Genomic DNA, 17907 nt, shown 5'->3' with positions numbered 1-17907 from the left:
GGTCCAGATCCCCCTGCCCACCCCAAAACTCACTTCTTGTTCTGCACCGCCAGAGCAATGTACCCTTCAACGAGTTTCACGATCACCGGGTTGTGGGTGTGCACGCCGTGGGGCTCACGGTCTCCGCCGAAGTGGGCCACAATTGCGGCTTCACCATCACGGGCGACCAGGAAGGCACGCTGTCCGTTCTTGGCGATGCTGGGGAGTTCGCTGACTTCTGCACGGACCACCTGCACCCCTCTCGAGGTCTGGTTTTCCAGGGCGTCCAGCAGGGGTTCATTTCCAGCCAGGTGGACGCTCTTCTTGGCATTTTCAACAAGGTTCTCGGCGAGGGATTTGATGGCGACTTCACCAATGAGGGGGTACACGGCTTCTGGAGCAGGATCAGGGGCAAGGCGGGCAAGGGAACGTTCAAGGTTTTCAATGCGCTCATTGAAGGAGCGCCTCGAGCGGTCCATGAATTCTCTGGCACTCAGGGGACTGTATTCCAGAGGGTTCTGCTGAACACGGGTGGCAAGTCCACGGGCCTCCAGTCGCTCTAAAGTTTCGTAAATCTTGGGTCGGGGAATCTGGGCCTGTCTGGCAATGCGGGCAGGGGCGGCGCGACCGAGTGCAAGAAGGGCAGTGTAGGCTTTGGATTCATATTCGGTGAGACCCAGAGCTTGCAGGTGGATGGAGGCATTCATATGGCTCCAGTGTACTACTCAGCAAGTAACATGGCTAGCTCTTGACAGGCTGAACTTCTGGTTGAACACGAACCAAAAAGGAGGAGGGGAATCCCCTCCTCCTTCATCCGTTTGCTGTTTTACTGCTGGTTGAGAACTTCCAGACCCTTCTTGAGGATGGTGTCTCCAGTCAGGTCCACCCGGCTTCCAGCAGGAGGCTGGCGGCGCTCCCCCACCTGAGTGTAGGTGAATTTGCCCTCTTTGTCGGCAGTCAGTTCCACTTCTTTGCCGCCAATGGTCATTTTGATCTTCTCACCAGGGGCGGCTCCAGTGCCTTCCAGGGTCACAACTTTGGGGAAACGGGAGTCTTCCACGGTGATGTCAGGGGTGATCCCCACCTTGTGGATGCTGCGGCCATCGGGGGTCAGCCACTCATTGGCCACCAGGGCCAGCTTGCCACCATCGGGCAGGTTGTTGATGACATCCTGGGCCACACCCTTACCAAAAGTCTTCTCTCCAATGACCCTGGCGCGGTCATTGTCCTGCAAGGCACCCGCCACAATCTCAGAAGCAGAGGCGCTGTTGCGGTTCACCAGCACCACCATCTTGCCGGTGTAGTCGGTCTTGGCGGCCTTGGCGACCCCATAGCAGGTGCTGTCAAAAGCACTGCCAGGAATGCTCTCCTTGCCTGTACGGTCTTTGAGGGACACAATGTTGCCCTTGTTCAGGAAGGCATCTGCAACGTAAATCCCACCACACAGCAGCCCTCCACCGTTGTCCCGCAGGTCAAGAATGAGTTTGTCCACCTTTTTGTCACTCATGGTCTTGAGGGCCTGGTCCACCTGGGAAAAAATCTGCTTGTTGTAGAAGGTGCGAACCTGCACGTAACCCACATTTCCAGGCAGAATCTCTGTATAGACGGCATAATCGGTGATCTTCTTGCGAGCAATGTCAAAGTTGAGGGTTGCACCCGCACGCTCGATTTCCAGCTTGACGCTGGTGTTTTCCTCACCACGAATTTTTTGCACCACTTTGGTGAGGGTCAGTTTGGTGACATCCTCTCCATTCACCTTGAGGACCCTGTCACCAATCTGCAATCCTGCCTGCTGGGCGGGCATACCCTGCATCAGTTCAGAGATGGTGGCTCCACTGCCATCAGGATTGGAGGGGGTCAGGGTTGCACCAATGCCAAAGAATTGGCCTTCAAGTTCCTGCTGGTCGTACACATTGTCTTCTGGGGGAGTGTAATAGGTGAACTGGTCTTCCAGTGATCCAATCAGGCCCGAAATGGCCCCTTCCCACAGTTTTTTCTCTTCAACAGGGGTCAGGTACTCGCTCTTGATGGCATTGTAGATGTCCCGGAAAGTCTGTTCCTGGACCGTGGCATTCGAAGAAGAAGAAGTGGTCTGGTAGGACCGCAGTTGAGCATAGCCGATGGCCAGCGTGGAGGTCAGTCCCAGCAGAACCAGGGCAACTTTGCCGTTGAGTTTCATGGACCGAGTTTACCTCAGGCAGGTGAAAAAGAAGTGTGGACTTTTCCCTTTTGGCATAGCAAATTTAAACCCTGAATGGGCCCTCACAAAGGTCATCTGGAGGGCCAGAAATGTAGACCCTTTCATGAGATCTCACGCCCCCATGTGCAGGTTTCCAGTATGCTTACTATGAATGTCTACTTTGGTACAAAGAGCCCACGCTCTGTCAAATCCGTCTTGCTCTGTTCTTGACATTTTTGCTGCCCGGGACAGGGTTCTTGGTAGGTCCGCATGATTCAACTCAACCACGTCAGTCTGGAATATCCGGTCACCCGCACCCTGGCCCTCGACGACATCAACCTGCACATCCGCAAGGGAGAGTTTGTTTACCTGATCGGGCGCAGTGGAGCGGGCAAAAGCAGCGTCATGAACCTGATCCTCAAGCGCATCAGTCCCACCCGAGGGCAGGTCCTGATCAATGATGAACCCCTCTCCAAATACCGGGGAGGCAAAGCTTCGATTCACCGCAGACGCATCGGAATGATCTTTCAGGACAACATGCTGCTTCCCCATTTCACGGTCGAAGACAACATTGCTCTGGCTTTGCGTGTGACAGGGGTGCCCCAGAAAGACTGGCACCAGCGCATCACCAACGCCCTGAAGATGGTCAGCATGGAACACAAGCGCAGTGCGCTCCCCCTGCAGCTCTCTCTGGGAGAACAGCAACGTGCAGCCATTGCCCGGGCCATCGTGACCAGTCCACCGATCATCCTGGCGGATGAGCCCACTGGAAACCTCGACCCTGAAATCAGTGTGGAGATCATGAAACTGCTGCAACAGATCTGTGTGCGCGGGGCCACCGTGGTGGTCGCCACCCACGCCAAGGAACTTGTGGAAAACTTCCGTCACCGCACCATCACACTGCGCAAAGGAAAAATCGTGCGGGATGACCCCTACGGAGGTTACGCCCTATGATGTACCACCTGCGGCAGATGTGGGTGGCTGTGCGGGGCACCCTGACCGCCACCTTTGCCACCCTGAGCACCATGACCATCACCCTGGCTGTGCTGGGATCGGTGATTCTGCTCACCCTCAACCTGGAACGCAACCTGGTCAAACTGGAATCCGAGGTGGAAATTGGGGTGTTCATTCAGGAGGGCTCCACCCTGGAATCCGTGGCCCTGGCCATCCAGACCCAGTACGGCTCACTGATCAAAGACGCCAAACTGGTCACCAAGGACCAGGCCATGCAGGAAATGACCGAACTGTACCCCTCCTTCGATGAGGCCGAAGACCTGGTGGAAAACCCTCTCCCTGACACCCTCAGGCTGAAACTGAAAGACCCCCAGGACACCAAGCGTGTGGCCGAAGCCATCAAAACCCTGAATGGGGTCGAGTCGGTGGAGTACGGTCAGGGCACCATCGACCAGAGCATCAACCTGATCCGCACCCTCAGAACCGGGGGATGGACCCTGGTGGGGGTGCTGGTGCTCAGTTCCTTCTTCAACATCCTGAATGCGGTCAGGGTGGCCATGTATGCCAGACGTGAAGAAATCAACGTGATGCGACTGCTGGGGGCCACCCGCAGGTTCATTCGGGCCCCTTACCTGATGGAAGGCATCCTGCTGGGGCTGCTCTCCAGCGCAGTGGCTTGCATGATTCTGGTGCCCAGTTACGTTTCCCTGGTGGGCAACCTGCAGAACTCGGTGCCTTTCCTGTCCCTGGTGACCGAGCCCCTGGTGGTGCTGCAATCCCTGGCGGGCCTGTTTTTGTTCGGACTGGTGATCGGGTCTGCAGGAAGCTGGTTTGCCTCCAATCACTACCTGAGAGAACTGGAATGAAGAAAAGAGCGATTCTCTTGACTGCCTTGCTGGTGACTGCGGCCTCTGCCCAGACCACCCGGCAGTTGCAGAGTCTGGAAGAACAGCTGAAACAGGCCCGCATTGTGCGGGAACAGCAACAGAAACGCCTGGATGACCTGCGCATCAACCTGCAAGCCCTGAGCATTCAGGAACAGGCTGCACTCGGCACGCTGGGTGAAGTGAACAGCCGGCTGCAGCAACTGGAAAAAGAACGGCTTGCTGTAGAGCGCGACATCGATTTCAAAAAAGCCCAGATTGCCAACCTGGACAGCCAGATCGACATCACCGATGCCCGCAACAACCGCCTGACCACCCAGGTGCAGAACCTGATGCGCACGCTGTACCGCGAAAAAAGCAACCTGTACATTGAACTGCTGGGCCGCGAAAAAAATTTTTACGATGTGCTGATCCGCAGGCACTATCTGGACATCCTCAGCAAGCAGGACCTGACGGTCATTGAGGAGTTGCGCAACACCAAGAAGCAGCTTGCCACCCAGAAGGCTGAGCTGGCCAAACTGACCACGGACCTGAACAGCCTGCAACGCCAGTTGCTCGACAAGCTGGAAGCGGTCAAAGACGAGAAGTCCAGACAGCAGCAGGCCATCAATTCACTGAAAAAAACCAAAGCCGGGCAGCAGGCCCTGGTGTACCAGACCAGTCAGGCTGCGGTACAAACCCAGCAGGACATCGCCAACATCTTCAACAACATCCTGGCCGAGCGTGCCCGCATTGAAGCCGAGCGTAAACGCCGAGAGGAAGAAGAACGCAAACGCCGAGAGGCCGAGCAACGCAGGCTCGCCGAACAGAAGGCCAGACTGGAACAGCAACGCAGGCTCGCCGAGGAAAAGGCCAGACTGGAGCAGCAGAAAAAACTCGCTGAGCAGAAAGCCAGGCTGGAGCAGCAGAAAAAACTCGCTGACTTCAAAGCCGAGCAGGAACGCATCAAGAAAGAACAGGCGGCCATCAAAGCCAGGGAAGACCAGTTGAAACAACAGGCTGCCGTCAGTGCCAGAAACAATGCACCTTTGCCCAGCAGTGTGGGAACCCTCTCCTTCCCCATCAAGGGAGGCCGTGTGGTGGTCCCTTACGGCAATGGCCAACTGTCCACCAGCATCGCGGGCAACCAGGCCAATGCTCCAGTCACTGCTGCTGCCGAGGGCCGGGTCATCAGCATCACCGTGAACCCCAACCTGGGCACCATGATCATGCTTGCCCACAACGACGCAAACACCATGTACACCATCTATACCGGTCTGCAAAGCCCAACGGTGGGCCTGGACCAGCGCGTCTCCCGGGGGCAGGTCATCGGGTACACCGGAGGAAGCCCTGTTCTGGACCCGAACACCTTTGACTTCTGGGTGGCAGTGCGCAGTGGCGGTCAGACCTCTTACATTTCTCCAGGCTTCTGAGGAAGAATGCAGGAGGTTGCTCCTTCATTGTTGAGGCCACAGAAGAGACTGCCTTTGGGTTTCCTATTGTCACAACCCGCCCTCTTTGCTACACTTGTACGTGCTGCGTTTGCTAAGGTTGGCTGCTGGAGCAAACGCTACAAAAAGCCCAACCCTCACCCGCGTCCAAAAGAGGAAAAGAACATGGTTAAAATTCGTCTGTCTCGCTATGGTTCCAAGCACAACCCCCACTACCGCATCGTCGTTGCCGACGCCCGTCGTCCCCGTGATGGTGGTTACATTGAGAACCTGGGTCACTATGACCCCCGCAAAACCAGCGAGAACTTCCTCGTTGTGAACGTCGAAAGCGCCCGCGAGTGGCTCAAGAAGGGTGCTCAACCCACCCTGACCGCAAAGCGCCTGCTGAAAGCTTCTGGCGTCTACAACCAGTAAGAGAAACCAAAAGAGAAGACCCGGGCATGCCCGGGTCTTCTCTTTTGGTGCAGGTTTCCTGATAGAATTGCATATCATGCGAGACCTTGCAGAAGTCGTGAAATACCTCGCGCAGAGCGTTGTGGACCACCCTGAAAGTGTGGTCGTGAAAACCAAGCGCGGACCCGAAACCACCTACTACATTCACGTTCATGACGGCGAAGAAGGCCGCATCATCGGCAAGAATGGACGGGTCATTCAGGCCATCCGCACCATTGCACGCGGGCTGAACACCAACCGCAACCGCGTGCAGGTGGACCTCAGCAGCAAAAAGTAAAACACACAATCCTCTTTAGGATTCAGATTCCCCTTTGTATCAAGGGGAATTTCTTTTGCCAATGATCTATGCAGACAGCAGCCCTGAAAGGACCTTTCAAATAGACTCCAGAAGAACCCCAATTCGTCTTTTCACCAAAGGAGCACATCATGGACCGCAACCTGCTCGGCAACAACGTGATCACCCAGATCGGCATCCTGGTGCATGACATTGAAACGGTGTCTCAGACATACGCTGACTTTTTCGGTGTGGAGAAGCCCGCCTGGTTCTGGACCGACACCGTGGAAAAAGCCCAGACCGAGTACCGGGGCAACCGTTCTGAAGCCCGTGCAAAACTGGCTTTCTTTGACATGGGCTCCCTGCAACTGGAACTGATTGAACCGGACGAGCATCCCAGCACCTGGAGGGAATCGCTCGACCAGAACGGTGAAGGGGTGCATCACCTTGCCTTTGTGATTGAAGGCATGAAAGAGAAAGTGGCCCTGCTGGAGCAAAACGGCATGCCTCTGTTGCAGAAGGGGGAGTATACGGGTGGACGTTACGCTTACATCGACACCCTGAAACCCCTGAAGGTGATTCTGGAGCTGCTGGAGAACGACAAAAAATAACCCTTGAACTTCCCGGAGCCTGAAGTTCAGGCTCCTTTTCGTTTATGCAACCTGCCATGAAACGAGACCTTGCTGTCTACAATCAGGCATGTCTTTGATCATCCGACCCATTGAAGAAAAGGAATTGCCCCTCTATTCTGCTTTGCTGCTTGATGCTGTTCTGTGGTTGCAGAACAGAGGCACGCCCCTGTGGAGCCCAGAACAGATCACACCGGATGCCCTCTTGAAGATGTACCGGTTGGAGGAGTTTTATCTGGCTTTCATGAAAGACCAGCCTGTCGCCGGAATGGTGCTTCAGGAATCTGATTTTCTGTGGCACGGTGTGGCAGAGGGTGACGCCCTGTACCTGCACAAGCTTGCAGTCAGCAGAACCCGTGCAGGCCAGAGGCTGGGACGGACCATGATCGACTTTGCCCGGGAGGAGGCAGCCCGCAGAGGAAAACCACTGCTCAGGCTGGACACTTCTGCGAAACATCCTCGACTCTGCAAGTACTACGAGGATTATGGGTTCGAGTTTGTGGCCTACCGCCACCTCGAAGAGTACGGTTTCCACATCCATTACTACCAGTTGCCCGTGGACCTCACAGTCGAGCAATGCTGACTGCGGAAATCCTCTTTCTGAATGTATAATTTATTCGCATGGAATTGACCCGCATTGCCACAGTTCAGGACGCCTTCGGGATTCAGGGTGCAGTGAAGCTGTACACCATTGGAGACACCGGGCGTTACCTGAAACTGAACCGTCTGCACGTCGAGGGTGTTGGCACCCTGAAAATCAAGAAACTGGATGTCTTTGATGTTGGCATGGTGGTGGAACTGGTGGGCATCAACAGCCGTTCCCTGGCCGAACGCCTGAAAGGCAAACAGGTGTTTGCCTTTGATGAGGACCTTCCCCCGCTTGAGGAAGGGGTGTACTACTACCATGACCTGATTGGCCTTCCGGTGCGTTCTCCGGAAGGCGCAGACCTGGGCAAGGTGATTCAGGTGCTTGATCACGGCCACCAGGACACCCTGGAGGTCCGCAAGGGCCTGAAAAAGTACCTGGTGCCTCTGCAGGCCCCTTACGTGGAGGTCAAAATTGGAGAGTGCATCGTGCTGGATGCGCCGGAGGGCCTCCTTGAAATTTAGTGTGGTGACCCTCTTCCCTGAACTTGTTCTGCCTTTCACCCGGGAGGCCATTCTGGGCAAAGCCCAGGAGAAGGGCCTCTTGCAGTTTGATGTGGTGAACCTGCGGGAGCACGCCCAGAACAAACACAACAAGGTGGATGACACCCCTTATGGGGGCGGAGCAGGCATGGTGATCCGGGTGGATGTGGTGGACCGCTGCCTGCAGAACCTCTCCCCTGCCAGTGAGGTCATCATGCTTACCCCTGCAGGTCAACCTTTCAACCAGAAGATGGCCGAGGAACTGGCACAAAAAGAGCATCTGGTGGTGCTCTGTGGCCGTTATGAGGGCTTTGATGCCCGGGTGGAAACCCTGGTGACCCGTGAAATCTCACTGGGCGATTTTGTGATGATGGGGGGCGAAGCTGCCGCTGCATGCCTGATGGAGGCCATTGGCAGACTGGTCCCGGGCGTGATCGGAGACCAGGAGTCCCACGAGCAGGATTCTTTTTCGAGTGGCCTGCTGGATTATCCCGAGTACACCCGCCCTGAAAGCTGGCAAGGGCTGGAGGTTCCAGAAGTTCTGCGTTCTGGAAACCATGCAAAATTGCTTCGCTGGCGTAGGGACCAGGCCCTCGAGCGCACCCTCAAACGAAGACCGGACCTTCTGGGACAGCAGGTTCTGGATGTGGATGACACCATCGCCCTGTGGCGTCTTGGGGTGCCTCTGGAACAGCTCGAAAAATGGGGTGCTCCTGCTGCGCAGGCCCAGAAAAAAATCAGACGCAAGGGACTGGTGCAGAACAGACCTCTGGAAGCTGCAGAAAGTAGCCGTCTTCACACCTGATGTTTTCCCTCTGTAACGGGCAATAAAGTCTTCTCTTTCCTTCTTGCGTAGTTTGGAGTCATATGCAGATCGGGCTGTTTCCTCTTCCAAACCTTGTTCTGCTGCCTGGCACTGTGGTGCCACTGTATGTCTTTGAACCCCGTTACAGGGAACTCCTCAAAAGGGTCCTGAAGCGCAAGGAGCCTTTTGGCATGGTGCGCATCAAAACAGAGGTGGAGTCTTACCACCCCGACCTGAGGGTGAGCCGGATCGGTACCCTGGCCCACATCCTGAAAGTGGAGCACCACCCGGATGGAACATCTTCCGTCCTGATCACAGGTGGAGAACGTTTTGAGGTGGACCACTTTGACACCTCAAAACACAATTACCTCAGTGCAGATGTTCACCTGAAGCCTCTCACACCTTCCTGTGATGACGTGGTTCAGGAACTGTCCAATCTTGCCTGGAGTGCCTTTCTGCGGTCCATGCCTGCAGACATCCACCGGATTCTGGAACACAGTGCCCCCCTTGATCCCACGGAGCGGGTGTCTTTCATGGCCACCAACCTGAAGCTTTCGGTGTTGAACATGCAGGCCTTACTGGAAGCTGAAACACTGGTTCACAGGCTGGAGTTGCTGCTTGAGCAGGTGGCTGCCGTGGAACACATTCTGAATTGAGATGAAAGGCTGAATTCCCGGTAACATAAAAACACATGGAATGGTTTTACGCACTCACAGCAAATCTCTGGCCCATCATCAGCGTGTTGCAAATTGCCTTTATCGTGCATGCCCTGATCACCCGCAGGCAGATCTTCTGGTTTTTTCTGCTGCTTTTTGTTCCAGTGATCAGCGTGATTTTGTACCTCTTCATGGAAGTCCTGCCCGATGCCAGACGTTCCAGGGTCAGCATCAAACCCGTTCTGGACAGTTTCAAGAGTGCAGATGCCAGAATCAGGGAAAGACAGGAAGCCCTGGATGAGATCAACACCCCTGAAAACCGCCGTGCGCTGGCCCAGGCGTACCTGCAGGCAGGGCGCATGGCGGAGGCCGAGCAGACGCTGGAACCGTTGCTGACCGGAATCTACAGGGATGATCCTCTGTTTCAGTATGAGGTGGCCCAGATCAAGTTCCTGAATGGCAAGCCTGATGAAGCCAGAGGCATCCTGCAGAAACTCCTTTTGCAGGCACCCCATGAACTCAAAGGCAAAGCCCGCATCCTGATGGCCCTGACCCTGGAAAAACTTGGTGATGCAGAGGGTGCGAGACAGCAGCATCTGGAAGCCATTCAGGTGTTCTCGGGCGAGGAAGCCCGCTACCGTTATGCGGAATTTCTGGTGACCCAGGGCGAGAAGGAAGAGGCGGGCAGGCAACTGGACCTGCTTTTGAAGTCTGTGCGCAAGGCTTCTCCCACCTACCGCAGGCAGGAACGGGAATGGGAAACCCAGGCCCAGAAATTGAAACAAACTCTTCAGGCCTGATTACGTTTTTAGCGTAATTTACAGGCCACAGATTCTGTCACACGCTTACAGACACTGCCCCGAGCAAAAGAGATATAAATCTGTCTGATATGGCCCAGTACGGGTCACCAGCTCAGAGACAGCCACCCCACAGGCGTCCCTCCGACGTTTATGTTTTTTGCGTAAATTGCTCTGGTTTGTGTTATAATTGAAAGACATTTGGAGTGGCCACGGACCCCATGCGCTGTCAGAAGTCCGTGGTTTTGCTGACTCCTGTTTGTGTGTGGAAAGTTCGCTGTCCAGGCACCTGCCTGCTCCGAACATTTCCCAGAAAGGGTCCCAGGGTGTCTCAAGTCCAACCCATTGATATCACCAAAGAAGTCAAGAGCAACTTCATCAACTACGCCATGTCCGTGATTGTGGACCGTGCGCTTCCCGATGTGCGTGACGGTCTGAAACCCGTGCAGCGCCGCATCCTGTACGCCATGATCCAGATGGGCCTCACCAGCACCCACAAACCCTCCAAGAGTGCAGGGGTGGTCGGTGAAGTGATGGGGAAATACCACCCCCACGGCGACAGTGCCATTTACGATGCCATGGTGCGTCTGGCCCAGAACTGGAACCTGCGCTACCCCCTGATCCAGGGACAGGGAAACTTCGGTTCGCTGGACGGCGACCCACCTGCCGCCATGCGTTACACCGAGGCACGCCTCACCAAAATTGCTGAGGAAGTGCTGCAGGACCTCGAAAAAAACACCATCGACTACCGTCCCAACTACGATGAGACCACCGAGGAACCCACCGTTCTCCCCTCCGCAGTGCCCAACCTGCTGATCAACGGGGCCACCGGCATTGCTGTGGGCATGGCCACCAACATTCCTCCACACAACCTCACCGAGATCTGCAACGGCCTGCTGGAGCTCATCGACAATCCAGAAATGACCCTGGATGACCTGATGAAGATCATTCCCGGACCCGACTTCCCCACCGGAGGTCGCATCGGGCGCAGTGGCATCCGTGAAGCCTACGCCAGCGGACACGCCTCCCTGCGCGTGCGCGGCAAGGTGCGTTTCGAGGAGAAGAACGGACGAAACAGCATCATCATCACCGAGATTCCCTATCAGGTGAACAAGTCCAATCTGGTGTCCACCATCTCTGCGATGTACCGTCAGGGCAAAATCCCCGACATCTCTGCCCTGCGTGACGAGTCCGACCGCCGTGAACCTGTGCGAATCGTGATCGACCTGAAGCGCGGGACCATCCCCGAGTTGGTCCTCAACCAGCTTTACAAGTACACCCAGCTTCAGACCACCTTCACCGTGATCAACCTGGCGATTGTGAACAAGGAACCCAAGGTGCTCCCTTTAAAAGACACCATGCAACTGTTCCTCAACCACCGCCGCGAAGTGGTCACCCGCCGCACCCAGTACGAACTGGAAAAAGCCCAGGCCCGTGCCCACATCCTGGAAGGCCTGCTGATTGCCCTCGATCACCTCGATGAAGTGATCAAGCTGATCCGTGGAAGCCAGACCGGCGCAGAGGCCAAAGACGGCCTGATGACCCGTTTCGGCCTGTCCGAGCCCCAGGCCCAGGCCATTCTGGACATGCGTCTGCAGCGTCTGGTCGGACTGGAACGTGCCCGCCTGCAAGCCGAATATGACGAACTGATGCAAGAAATTGCTCGCCTGCAGGCCATCCTGGGGAACGAAACCCTGCTCTGGAAGGTCATCAAACAGGAAATCAAGGACATTCGCGACCGCTATGGTGACGAGCGCCGCAGCCAGATCACCATTCTGGACGACGACATCTCCAAAGAAGACCTGATTGCCGTCGAGGACATGGTGATCACCATGACCCGAGCAGGCTACATCAAGCGCACCACCCTGGAAGCCTACCGCGCCCAGGCCCGTGGAGGCCGTGGACTCAGTGGTGGCAAACTCCGCGAGGAGGACGTCAACACCCAGATCTTCGTGGGCTCCACCCACGATTACCTGTTGTTCTTCACCGACCAGGGCCGCGTGTTCAGAGAGAAGATTTACGATCTCCCTGAAACCGGACGGGATGCCAAGGGTGTTCACACCCGCAACATCATGCCCCTGAAAGACGGCGAGAACGTACAGAGTGTGCTTGCCATAAAGGATCTGGAACAGGACGGGTACTTCGTCTTCGCCACCTCCAAGGGCATGATCAAGAAAACCGCCATCCGGGAGTACAGCAACATCAACGCTGCCGGTCTGATCGCCATCAACCTGATGGACGGGGACAACCTCGTCGAGGTGGGTGTGGTTCAGGACAAGAGCCAGATCGTGCTCGCCACCAAAGAAGGCCAGAGCATCCGCTTCACCGAAGGGGACGTGCGCGACACCGGTCGTGCCACCCAGGGCGTGATTGGCATCCGCCTGCGTGAAGACGACCAGGTGGTCAGCATGGCCCTGGTGTCCGACGAAGAGCAGGAACTGCTGGCCGTCAGCGAACTGGGTCTGGCCAAGCGCACCCCCATCAGCGACTACCCCCTGCAGAACCGTGGCGGTCAGGGCGTCATCACCCTGAAAGTCACCGACAAGACCGGAGCCCTCGTGACCCTCACCTGCGTCTCTGGTGACGAGGAACTGATGGTCCTCAGTGAAAACGGCATCGTGATCCGCACCCGCGTGGAAGAGATCAGCGTGTTCGGGCGCAACTCCCAGGGCGTGAAGGTCATGCGCATCGGAGATGGGGACAAAGTGATCAGTGCCCACCCGATCCGCAACGAAGAAACAGTCTAATTCCACCACCCAGGGCGCAGCGTACTGCGCTCCTGCAGAATCCCTTCCACCAATGGAAGGGATTTTTTGATGGCTTTCTCATTCATGAGAACCCTGAAAAGACGATCAGGAACCAAAAGGGCATTTCTTCAGGAAACCCAGCCGCAAATGCCAGATAATACCTTATGACCCTTGAGGAATACCTGAAAAAGCACAATTACACCATCGAAATCATTGAAGCTGGACGCGACCAGGGTTACCTTGTGCATTTCAGAGAGAAACGGGAGGACCGCCCGGACCTCATTCACAACGATGTCCCCACCCAGCCGCAGCCCACCCCTGAACTGGCCCTCCAGCAACTCCGGGAGCACATTGAAGGCCTGCATGGAGATTCACGGTCCCTCAGTGCCCCTCCCATGGTGTGGACCTATGCACACGGGAAGAAAGCTGTCGGATGGGCACTGGAATCTGGTCATTACGAGTACTTCGCTCGCAATCAGGAGGAAGCCGAGCTGTATTCGGACCTGATTGCCCGCGCAGCACGGGACCTCTCCTTGCTGGTCAAAATCCAGTTCAACGCTGAAAAGTCCCGCATTGAGATGGAACTTCGCGGCATTGGCAAAATGAGTGCCTCCACCGTGGTGGTGGACTTTGAGCCTGGAAGTGTTGAGGCCGTTTACACGGTAGACTGAAATCCAACCCATTCATTTTCCTGGAGGCCCATGCCCATCTTCATTCTCACTGGTACCCCTGGCACTGGAAAAAGCTCGGTCGCAAAATCCCTGATGCAGCACTATGCCACCGGGCTGCATCTGCCTGTGGACGACTTCCGGGAATTTGTGGTCTCCGGGGCTGCCCATCCTGTGCCAGAGTGGACTGCTGAAACAGGCAGACAATTCATGCTGGCAAGACAGGCCGTGGGCAAGGTGGCCACCATTTATCATCTGGTCGGGTTTGCTGTGGCCATTGACGATGTCCTTTCTCCAACCGAGGCTTCGGTTTTTGACCTGCACGTCCCACCCTACAAAGTCCTGTTGAGGGCAGATCTGGACGTGGTGCTGGAGAGGAACCGCACCCGCAGCAACAAGCACTTCGACACCCAGATTCTGGAACAGGTGATCACCAGTCTCCACCAGTCTCAGGATGTGGAGGCCTACCGTCATTATGGCTGGCATGTCATCGACACCACCCACATGAGTGTCTACGACACGGTGAACGCCATCCGTGAAGTGACCCACGCGTGAAGTACACTGGGACCAGCATGGATGAGGCCTTCAAAAAAGCAGTGGTTCAGGTGGTCCTGGGCATCCCTTACGGCCAGACCATGAGTTACGGTGGGGTGGCCCTGGAAGCAGGCTATCCTGGTTATGCCAGACATGTGGGGAACCTGCTGGCAGGCCTTTCTGAAGACGACGCCTTTGAAGTGCCCTGGCACCGCGTCATCAACAGGTCCAGGGGCATCAGCACCTACAGGCGTGGCATCGGAGACCTGCAGCGCAAACTGCTGGTTGCTGAAGGGGTCACGTTCAAAGGGGAGAAAATCGCAAAAGAGCACTTTCTGGGCTGAACATTTGAGCCACAAAAAACTGAGCCCTGCTTCTTGAGCGGCAGCAAAGGGTTTCTGTGAACTGTTCACTGTAGACTCTAACCTTTGCAATCATCGCTTCATGGCAACCAGAAAGCGTTCCTGCCCGGTGAGGTCCTGATAGACCTCTGAAACCGCCCAGGATTTTCTGTCCAGCTCAGCTTCCAGGATTCTGACGTTGCGTGGATCGAGTTCCAGTGCCAGAATGCCACCAGACTTGAGGTGCAAAACCGATTCCCGCACAATGCGTCGGGCCAGACCCAGACCATCACTGCCCGAGTACAGCGCAATGTTGGATTCATACTTCAGTTCTGGCATCTCGCTCGCTTCATCTTCTTCCGGAAGGTAAGGGGGGTTGGAGACGACGATCTCAAAGAAACCATCCAGACCTGCAAAAAGATCGCCCTGCGCCACCTGAAGCTGGAGGTCCAGTGCTTTTGCATTCTCACGGGCGAGTTGAACACAGACCGGGTTGATGTCTGTGGCGGTCACATCTGCAAAGGGGATTTCATGCAGGAGGGCCAGAGCGATGGCCCCTGTCCCGGTCCCGATGTCCAGGACGCGGGGACGCATTTTCATGTTGCGCTCAAGCACCAGGGAGACCAGGGTTTCGGTTTCAGGTCTGGGAATCAGGACCCCTTCGCGGACTTTCAGGCGCAGGCCATAAAAATAGGTGTAGCCGAGGAGCAGTTGCAGGGGTTCACGGTTGGCCCTGCGCTGCATGTAGTCCTGCAGGCGGTTCCACTCCTCATGCTCCAGGAACACATGGCGGTCCATGAGCTGACGCACCCGGGAGAGGCCCGTGACGTGCTCCAGAAGAAATTCGGCGTCCACGTGCGGAGAGGGAATCCCCGCCACCGTGAACACCTCGACCATGTGTTTGAGGGCCTGACCCACCGTGAAAGACATTTATGGATGACAATCCTTGGAGGTCAGGCAGGTTTGACGATGATGTGGCGGTCCTTGCCCTCACCCACAGATTCGGTGGTGACGCCGCTCATCTCCTTGAGGGTCATGTGAATGATGCGGCGGTCCGAGGCAGGAATGGGGTCCATCTCGAAAGGCTCACCAGTCTTCATGACCTGCTGGGCGATGCGCTCTGCGAGCTGCACCAGCTTGTCTTCGTGCCTGCGCCTGAAGCCTGCAGCATCGAGGTGCAACCTCAGGTCGTTGCGGCCTGCCTCTTTGGCAAGCAGGGTGTAGCACATCACTTCGAGGGCGGCCAGAACGCGTCCATCCCGTCCGATCATCTTGGCGGCGTGTACCCCGGTGATGTCGGCGTAAATCACGTTTTCCTGCATGCGGACTTTCACGGTGAGACCAGGATCGACGCGCTCACACAGGCCCTTCAGGAAATGTTCCACCACTTCCTGCGGGTTGACGTTGTATTCGATCGGAGAGCTGGGGCTCTGGTAGGCTGTGTCCAGGTCAATCGGGCTTTCATCTGCGCTGTCGCTGATCCCGAGACCGGCCAGGTAGTCGTCAAGGTTGGTCTTCTTTTCCATCTGGTCCTTAGTTTACTGCAGTTTGGCCTGTAGGTGCAGCAGAAAGCCGTCAGCCATCAACAACAACACAGGGAGGCTTTCACCTCAGCCAGAAAAAACAGGGTGTTGCCGTCCAGTTCGGCTGTAGCCTCTGGAATGCTTCTGAGACAAAAACAAAACCCCGGCAAGCCGGGGCTGGAAACCTTTGTTGTTTTAAGATTTGTTTTAAGCTTTGGAGACTTTCTTCATCTCCATGTGGCGCTCCACCTGCCTGTTGATCAGGATCTGCTGTCCCAGACCGAGCAGGGTGAACAGGGTGTAGTACAGGGTCACACCGGAGGGGAACTGCAGGGCCAGGAAGATGAAGATCGCGAACATGAAGAGCTGCTGGCGGAACATCTCGGGGTTCTTGCGGGTGGACACCCAGGTCTGCAGGAACATGGCTCCGATGTACAGGATCACCATGATGTAGTAAGGGTCGGGCAGGGCGAGGTCAGGGAGCCACAGGAATCCGGTGGTGAATTCGAAACGGCTGAACACCTGCCACAGCACGATCAGGATGGGCATGGGGAGGAACATCGGGAGGCATCCTCCGAAGGGGTTCACCCCGTGCTCCTGGTAGAGCTGCATGGTGGCCTGACCACGTTTCTGGGCGTCATCGGCGTACTTTTTGTTGATCTCGGTGACCAGGGGCTGGATGGCCTGCATTTCGGCCATGCTCTTGTACTGGGCCTGCATCAGGGGCCACATGGCCAGTCGGATGATGATGGTCAAGAGAATGATCGCCAGACCCCAGTTGCCCACCAGGTTGTACATCCAGGTCAGGAAGTTCGAGGTGTAGATCCCCAGGTTCCCCAGCACGAACGAAGGATCAAACAGACCAGGCAAACCCAGGTAGCCCTCAAGGTGCAAACGGATGGCTTCGTTGAAACCGCCATACACCCTGAGGTTGGTTTCACCATTCAGGTTGGTGAGGGCCACTTTGGTGGGGTTCAGCAGTCCGTCTGCTGTGGTTTCTCCGGTGGGCACCACCACCAGCGCAGGCTGTGTGGAGGCCTTGCCACCTTGCAGACTGACATAATTGACATTCTTGACTTCACCAGTGGAAACCAGGGTGGCATCGTTCTTGCCAATGCCTTTGATGTTGGGCTGGGCGATGTTCTGCAGACCTTCGAAGCTCAGTTGATAATTGCTGGCACCTTCCACATTGATTTTGGCATCAATGGTGTACTTGCGGGCATGAATGGTGAAGGTCTTGGTGACAGTCGCGTCGCCCTGGGTGTACTTGAAGACGGCGGTCAGGGTGTCGGTGGATTCACCCTTGACCTCAACGCCCGGCCTGGGGTTCAGAACGGCGTCTTCAGCAGTGACGGTTCCTTCGAGGGGAATGGCGAAAGCCTTGCCCCAGATCTTGTCTTTGCCGTTCTGGTTGCGCACCTGCAGCAGGTTGGGGGCATTGTTCAGGCGGCTGGCGTTCACCACCCCATTTTTCTCAGTGATGGTGCTGGTTCCCTTGACGGGCTTCACGAACCAGCCAACCACTTCACCTTGCTGGTTGAAAGCAATGTCAAAGAGGTTGGTGGTGGCAATGACATCGGGAGATTTATCTCCGTTGACGTCCACATTGCGAATCCAGTGCGGATTGATGTTCGCGAATGCGGACCCTGCAAACATCAGGATGGGCAACAGTACTGCGAGTTTCTTCATTCTTGTTTCCTTTTTGACACTTTCGGCATTGGCACGGGGTCATGCCCTCCAGGGTGGAAGGGATGACACCTCAGGATACGTCTGAGCCCGAGCCAGCTTCCCTTCATGACCCCGTGAAGCTCGATGGCTTCCAGGGTGTACTGGGAACAGGTCGGGTGAAAACGGCAGCTCGGAGCCCCTTTCAAGGGGGACAGCTTCCGCTGGTAGAACCGGATCATGGACACTGCTGTTTGCACA

Annotated in this window: 21 protein-coding genes; 15 read left to right on the top strand and 6 right to left on the bottom strand. The window is 56.1% G+C overall.

Going from position 1 to position 17907, the window contains the following annotated elements:
• Positions 1 to 29: 29 nt before the first annotated feature.
• Together DC3_RS18835 and DC3_RS18830 are read right to left on the bottom strand one after the other, a co-directional pair.
• Entirely contained in the window at positions 30 to 686 is a 657-nt protein-coding gene (locus DC3_RS18835) for a TrmB family transcriptional regulator (RefSeq protein WP_146887065.1), read from the bottom strand.
• Positions 687 to 805: 119 nt separating this feature from the next.
• Positions 806 to 2158 carry a S41 family peptidase gene (locus DC3_RS18830; RefSeq protein WP_186816119.1) on the bottom strand — a complete coding sequence of 451 codons (1353 nt, stop codon included), beginning with the start codon at positions 2156 to 2158 and terminating at the stop codon, positions 806 to 808.
• A 270-nt stretch (positions 2159 to 2428) separates the two neighbouring features.
• On the opposite strand from DC3_RS18830, the gene ftsE reads away from it, so the two are divergent.
• The 15 genes from ftsE to DC3_RS18755 all read left to right on the top strand — a co-directional run bounded on the left by ftsE (position 2429) and on the right by DC3_RS18755 (position 14461).
• Positions 2429 to 3112, top strand: a complete 684-nt coding sequence (gene ftsE, locus DC3_RS18825) for a cell division ATP-binding protein FtsE (protein ID WP_146887063.1) — start codon at positions 2429 to 2431, stop codon at positions 3110 to 3112.
• Positions 3109 to 3978: a cell division protein FtsX gene (locus DC3_RS18820; protein WP_146887061.1), complete on the top strand. Its 870-nt coding sequence runs from the start codon at positions 3109 to 3111 to the stop codon at positions 3976 to 3978. The genes ftsE and DC3_RS18820 overlap by 4 nt, the downstream gene beginning before the upstream one ends.
• Complete coding sequence (locus DC3_RS18815) at positions 3975 to 5408, top strand: M23 family metallopeptidase (RefSeq protein ID WP_146887059.1); 1434 nt, start codon at positions 3975 to 3977, stop codon at positions 5406 to 5408. The genes DC3_RS18820 and DC3_RS18815 overlap by 4 nt, the downstream gene beginning before the upstream one ends.
• Positions 5409 to 5591: 183 nt before the next feature.
• Positions 5592 to 5840 carry a 30S ribosomal protein S16 gene (gene rpsP / locus DC3_RS18810; protein WP_146887057.1) on the top strand — a complete coding sequence of 83 codons (249 nt, stop codon included), beginning with the start codon at positions 5592 to 5594 and terminating at the stop codon, positions 5838 to 5840.
• A gap of 76 nt (positions 5841 to 5916) precedes the next feature.
• Complete coding sequence (locus tag DC3_RS18805) at positions 5917 to 6156, top strand: KH domain-containing protein (protein ID WP_146887055.1); 240 nt, start codon at positions 5917 to 5919, stop codon at positions 6154 to 6156.
• A 149-nt stretch (positions 6157 to 6305) separates the two neighbouring features.
• Positions 6306 to 6764, top strand: coding sequence for a VOC family protein (locus DC3_RS18800; protein WP_146887053.1), 459 nt, complete (start codon positions 6306 to 6308; stop codon positions 6762 to 6764).
• Between the two features lie 88 nt (positions 6765 to 6852).
• Positions 6853 to 7365 (top strand): GNAT family N-acetyltransferase, encoded by a 513-nt coding sequence (locus DC3_RS18795; protein ID WP_146887051.1) that lies wholly within the window; start codon positions 6853 to 6855, stop codon positions 7363 to 7365.
• A gap of 38 nt (positions 7366 to 7403) precedes the next feature.
• Positions 7404 to 7892 carry a ribosome maturation factor RimM gene (gene rimM, locus DC3_RS18790; RefSeq protein ID WP_146887050.1) on the top strand — a complete coding sequence of 163 codons (489 nt, stop codon included), beginning with the start codon at positions 7404 to 7406 and terminating at the stop codon, positions 7890 to 7892.
• Positions 7864 to 8715, top strand: a complete 852-nt coding sequence (trmD, locus tag DC3_RS18785) for a tRNA (guanosine(37)-N1)-methyltransferase TrmD (RefSeq protein WP_146887048.1) — start codon at positions 7864 to 7866, stop codon at positions 8713 to 8715. The genes rimM and trmD overlap by 29 nt, the downstream gene beginning before the upstream one ends.
• Before the next feature lie 62 nt (positions 8716 to 8777).
• Positions 8778 to 9371: an LON peptidase substrate-binding domain-containing protein gene (locus tag DC3_RS18780; RefSeq protein WP_146887046.1), complete on the top strand. Its 594-nt coding sequence runs from the start codon at positions 8778 to 8780 to the stop codon at positions 9369 to 9371.
• A gap of 35 nt (positions 9372 to 9406) precedes the next feature.
• A complete protein-coding gene (locus DC3_RS18775) occupies positions 9407 to 10171 on the top strand; it encodes a tetratricopeptide repeat protein (protein ID WP_146887044.1) in 765 nt (254 codons plus the stop codon).
• A gap of 323 nt (positions 10172 to 10494) precedes the next feature.
• A complete protein-coding gene (gyrA, locus tag DC3_RS18770; RefSeq protein WP_146887042.1) occupies positions 10495 to 12915 on the top strand; it encodes a DNA gyrase subunit A in 2421 nt (806 codons plus the stop codon).
• Between the two features lie 164 nt (positions 12916 to 13079).
• Positions 13080 to 13586, top strand: coding sequence for a hypothetical protein (locus DC3_RS18765; protein ID WP_146887040.1), 507 nt, complete (start codon positions 13080 to 13082; stop codon positions 13584 to 13586).
• Positions 13587 to 13616: 30 nt separating this feature from the next.
• Positions 13617 to 14138, top strand: a complete 522-nt coding sequence (locus tag DC3_RS18760) for an ATP-binding protein (protein ID WP_146887038.1) — start codon at positions 13617 to 13619, stop codon at positions 14136 to 14138.
• 17 nt (positions 14139 to 14155) lie between these two features.
• On the top strand, positions 14156 to 14461 hold the full coding sequence (locus DC3_RS18755) for an MGMT family protein (RefSeq protein WP_146887036.1): 306 nt from the start codon (positions 14156 to 14158) through the stop codon (positions 14459 to 14461).
• A 90-nt stretch (positions 14462 to 14551) separates the two neighbouring features.
• Here the strand turns inward: DC3_RS18755 and prmC are convergent, their stop codons facing one another.
• The 4 genes from prmC to yidD all read right to left on the bottom strand — a co-directional run bounded on the left by prmC (position 14552) and on the right by yidD (position 17894).
• Positions 14552 to 15388 carry a peptide chain release factor N(5)-glutamine methyltransferase gene (prmC, locus tag DC3_RS18750; protein WP_146887034.1) on the bottom strand — a complete coding sequence of 279 codons (837 nt, stop codon included), beginning with the start codon at positions 15386 to 15388 and terminating at the stop codon, positions 14552 to 14554.
• Positions 15389 to 15411: 23 nt separating this feature from the next.
• Positions 15412 to 15984: a Jag family protein gene (locus DC3_RS18745; protein ID WP_146887032.1), complete on the bottom strand. Its 573-nt coding sequence runs from the start codon at positions 15982 to 15984 to the stop codon at positions 15412 to 15414.
• A gap of 204 nt (positions 15985 to 16188) precedes the next feature.
• Positions 16189 to 17670, bottom strand: a complete 1482-nt coding sequence (gene yidC, locus DC3_RS18740; RefSeq protein ID WP_146887030.1) for a membrane protein insertase YidC — start codon at positions 17668 to 17670, stop codon at positions 16189 to 16191.
• Positions 17667 to 17894, bottom strand: coding sequence for a membrane protein insertion efficiency factor YidD (gene yidD, locus DC3_RS18735; RefSeq protein ID WP_503826127.1), 228 nt, complete (start codon positions 17892 to 17894; stop codon positions 17667 to 17669). Before yidD ends, yidC begins: the two co-directional genes overlap by 4 nt.
• Positions 17895 to 17907: the final 13 nt, after the last annotated feature.

Source organism: Deinococcus cellulosilyticus NBRC 106333 = KACC 11606 (assembly GCF_007990775.1).
In the GTDB taxonomy this organism is placed as follows: Bacteria; Deinococcota; Deinococci; order Deinococcales; family Deinococcaceae; genus Deinococcus_C; species Deinococcus_C cellulosilyticus.
The sequence above is the reverse complement of the archived record's forward strand: the minus strand, read 5'-3'. Positions and strand labels throughout refer to the sequence as shown.

Bases quoted from the DNA above. Each gene is read 5' to 3' on its own strand.
- rimM (WP_146887050.1), top strand. From the start codon at position 7,404: ATGGAATTGACCCGCATTGCCACAGTTCAGGACGCCTTCGGGATTCAG.
- DC3_RS18800 (WP_146887053.1), top strand. From the start codon at position 6,306: ATGGACCGCAACCTGCTCGGCAACAACGTGATCACCCAGATCGGCATC.
- yidC (WP_146887030.1), bottom strand. From the start codon at position 17,670: ATGAAGAAACTCGCAGTACTGTTGCCCATCCTGATGTTTGCAGGGTCC.
- DC3_RS18760 (WP_146887038.1), top strand. From the start codon at position 13,617: ATGCCCATCTTCATTCTCACTGGTACCCCTGGCACTGGAAAAAGCTCG.
- ftsE (WP_146887063.1), top strand. From the start codon at position 2,429: ATGATTCAACTCAACCACGTCAGTCTGGAATATCCGGTCACCCGCACC.
- DC3_RS18820 (WP_146887061.1), top strand. From the start codon at position 3,109: ATGATGTACCACCTGCGGCAGATGTGGGTGGCTGTGCGGGGCACCCTG.
- prmC (WP_146887034.1), bottom strand. From the start codon at position 15,388: ATGTCTTTCACGGTGGGTCAGGCCCTCAAACACATGGTCGAGGTGTTC.
- DC3_RS18805 (WP_146887055.1), top strand. From the start codon at position 5,917: ATGCGAGACCTTGCAGAAGTCGTGAAATACCTCGCGCAGAGCGTTGTG.
- DC3_RS18755 (WP_146887036.1), top strand. From the start codon at position 14,156: ATGGATGAGGCCTTCAAAAAAGCAGTGGTTCAGGTGGTCCTGGGCATC.
- DC3_RS18765 (WP_146887040.1), top strand. From the start codon at position 13,080: ATGACCCTTGAGGAATACCTGAAAAAGCACAATTACACCATCGAAATC.
- rpsP (WP_146887057.1), top strand. From the start codon at position 5,592: ATGGTTAAAATTCGTCTGTCTCGCTATGGTTCCAAGCACAACCCCCAC.
- DC3_RS18780 (WP_146887046.1), top strand. From the start codon at position 8,778: ATGCAGATCGGGCTGTTTCCTCTTCCAAACCTTGTTCTGCTGCCTGGC.
- DC3_RS18830 (WP_186816119.1), bottom strand. From the start codon at position 2,158: ATGAAACTCAACGGCAAAGTTGCCCTGGTTCTGCTGGGACTGACCTCC.
- DC3_RS18815 (WP_146887059.1), top strand. From the start codon at position 3,975: ATGAAGAAAAGAGCGATTCTCTTGACTGCCTTGCTGGTGACTGCGGCC.
- DC3_RS18835 (WP_146887065.1), bottom strand. From the start codon at position 686: ATGAATGCCTCCATCCACCTGCAAGCTCTGGGTCTCACCGAATATGAA.
- DC3_RS18745 (WP_146887032.1), bottom strand. From the start codon at position 15,984: ATGGAAAAGAAGACCAACCTTGACGACTACCTGGCCGGTCTCGGGATC.
- trmD (WP_146887048.1), top strand. From the start codon at position 7,864: ATGCGCCGGAGGGCCTCCTTGAAATTTAGTGTGGTGACCCTCTTCCCT.
- DC3_RS18775 (WP_146887044.1), top strand. From the start codon at position 9,407: ATGGAATGGTTTTACGCACTCACAGCAAATCTCTGGCCCATCATCAGC.
- DC3_RS18795 (WP_146887051.1), top strand. From the start codon at position 6,853: ATGTCTTTGATCATCCGACCCATTGAAGAAAAGGAATTGCCCCTCTAT.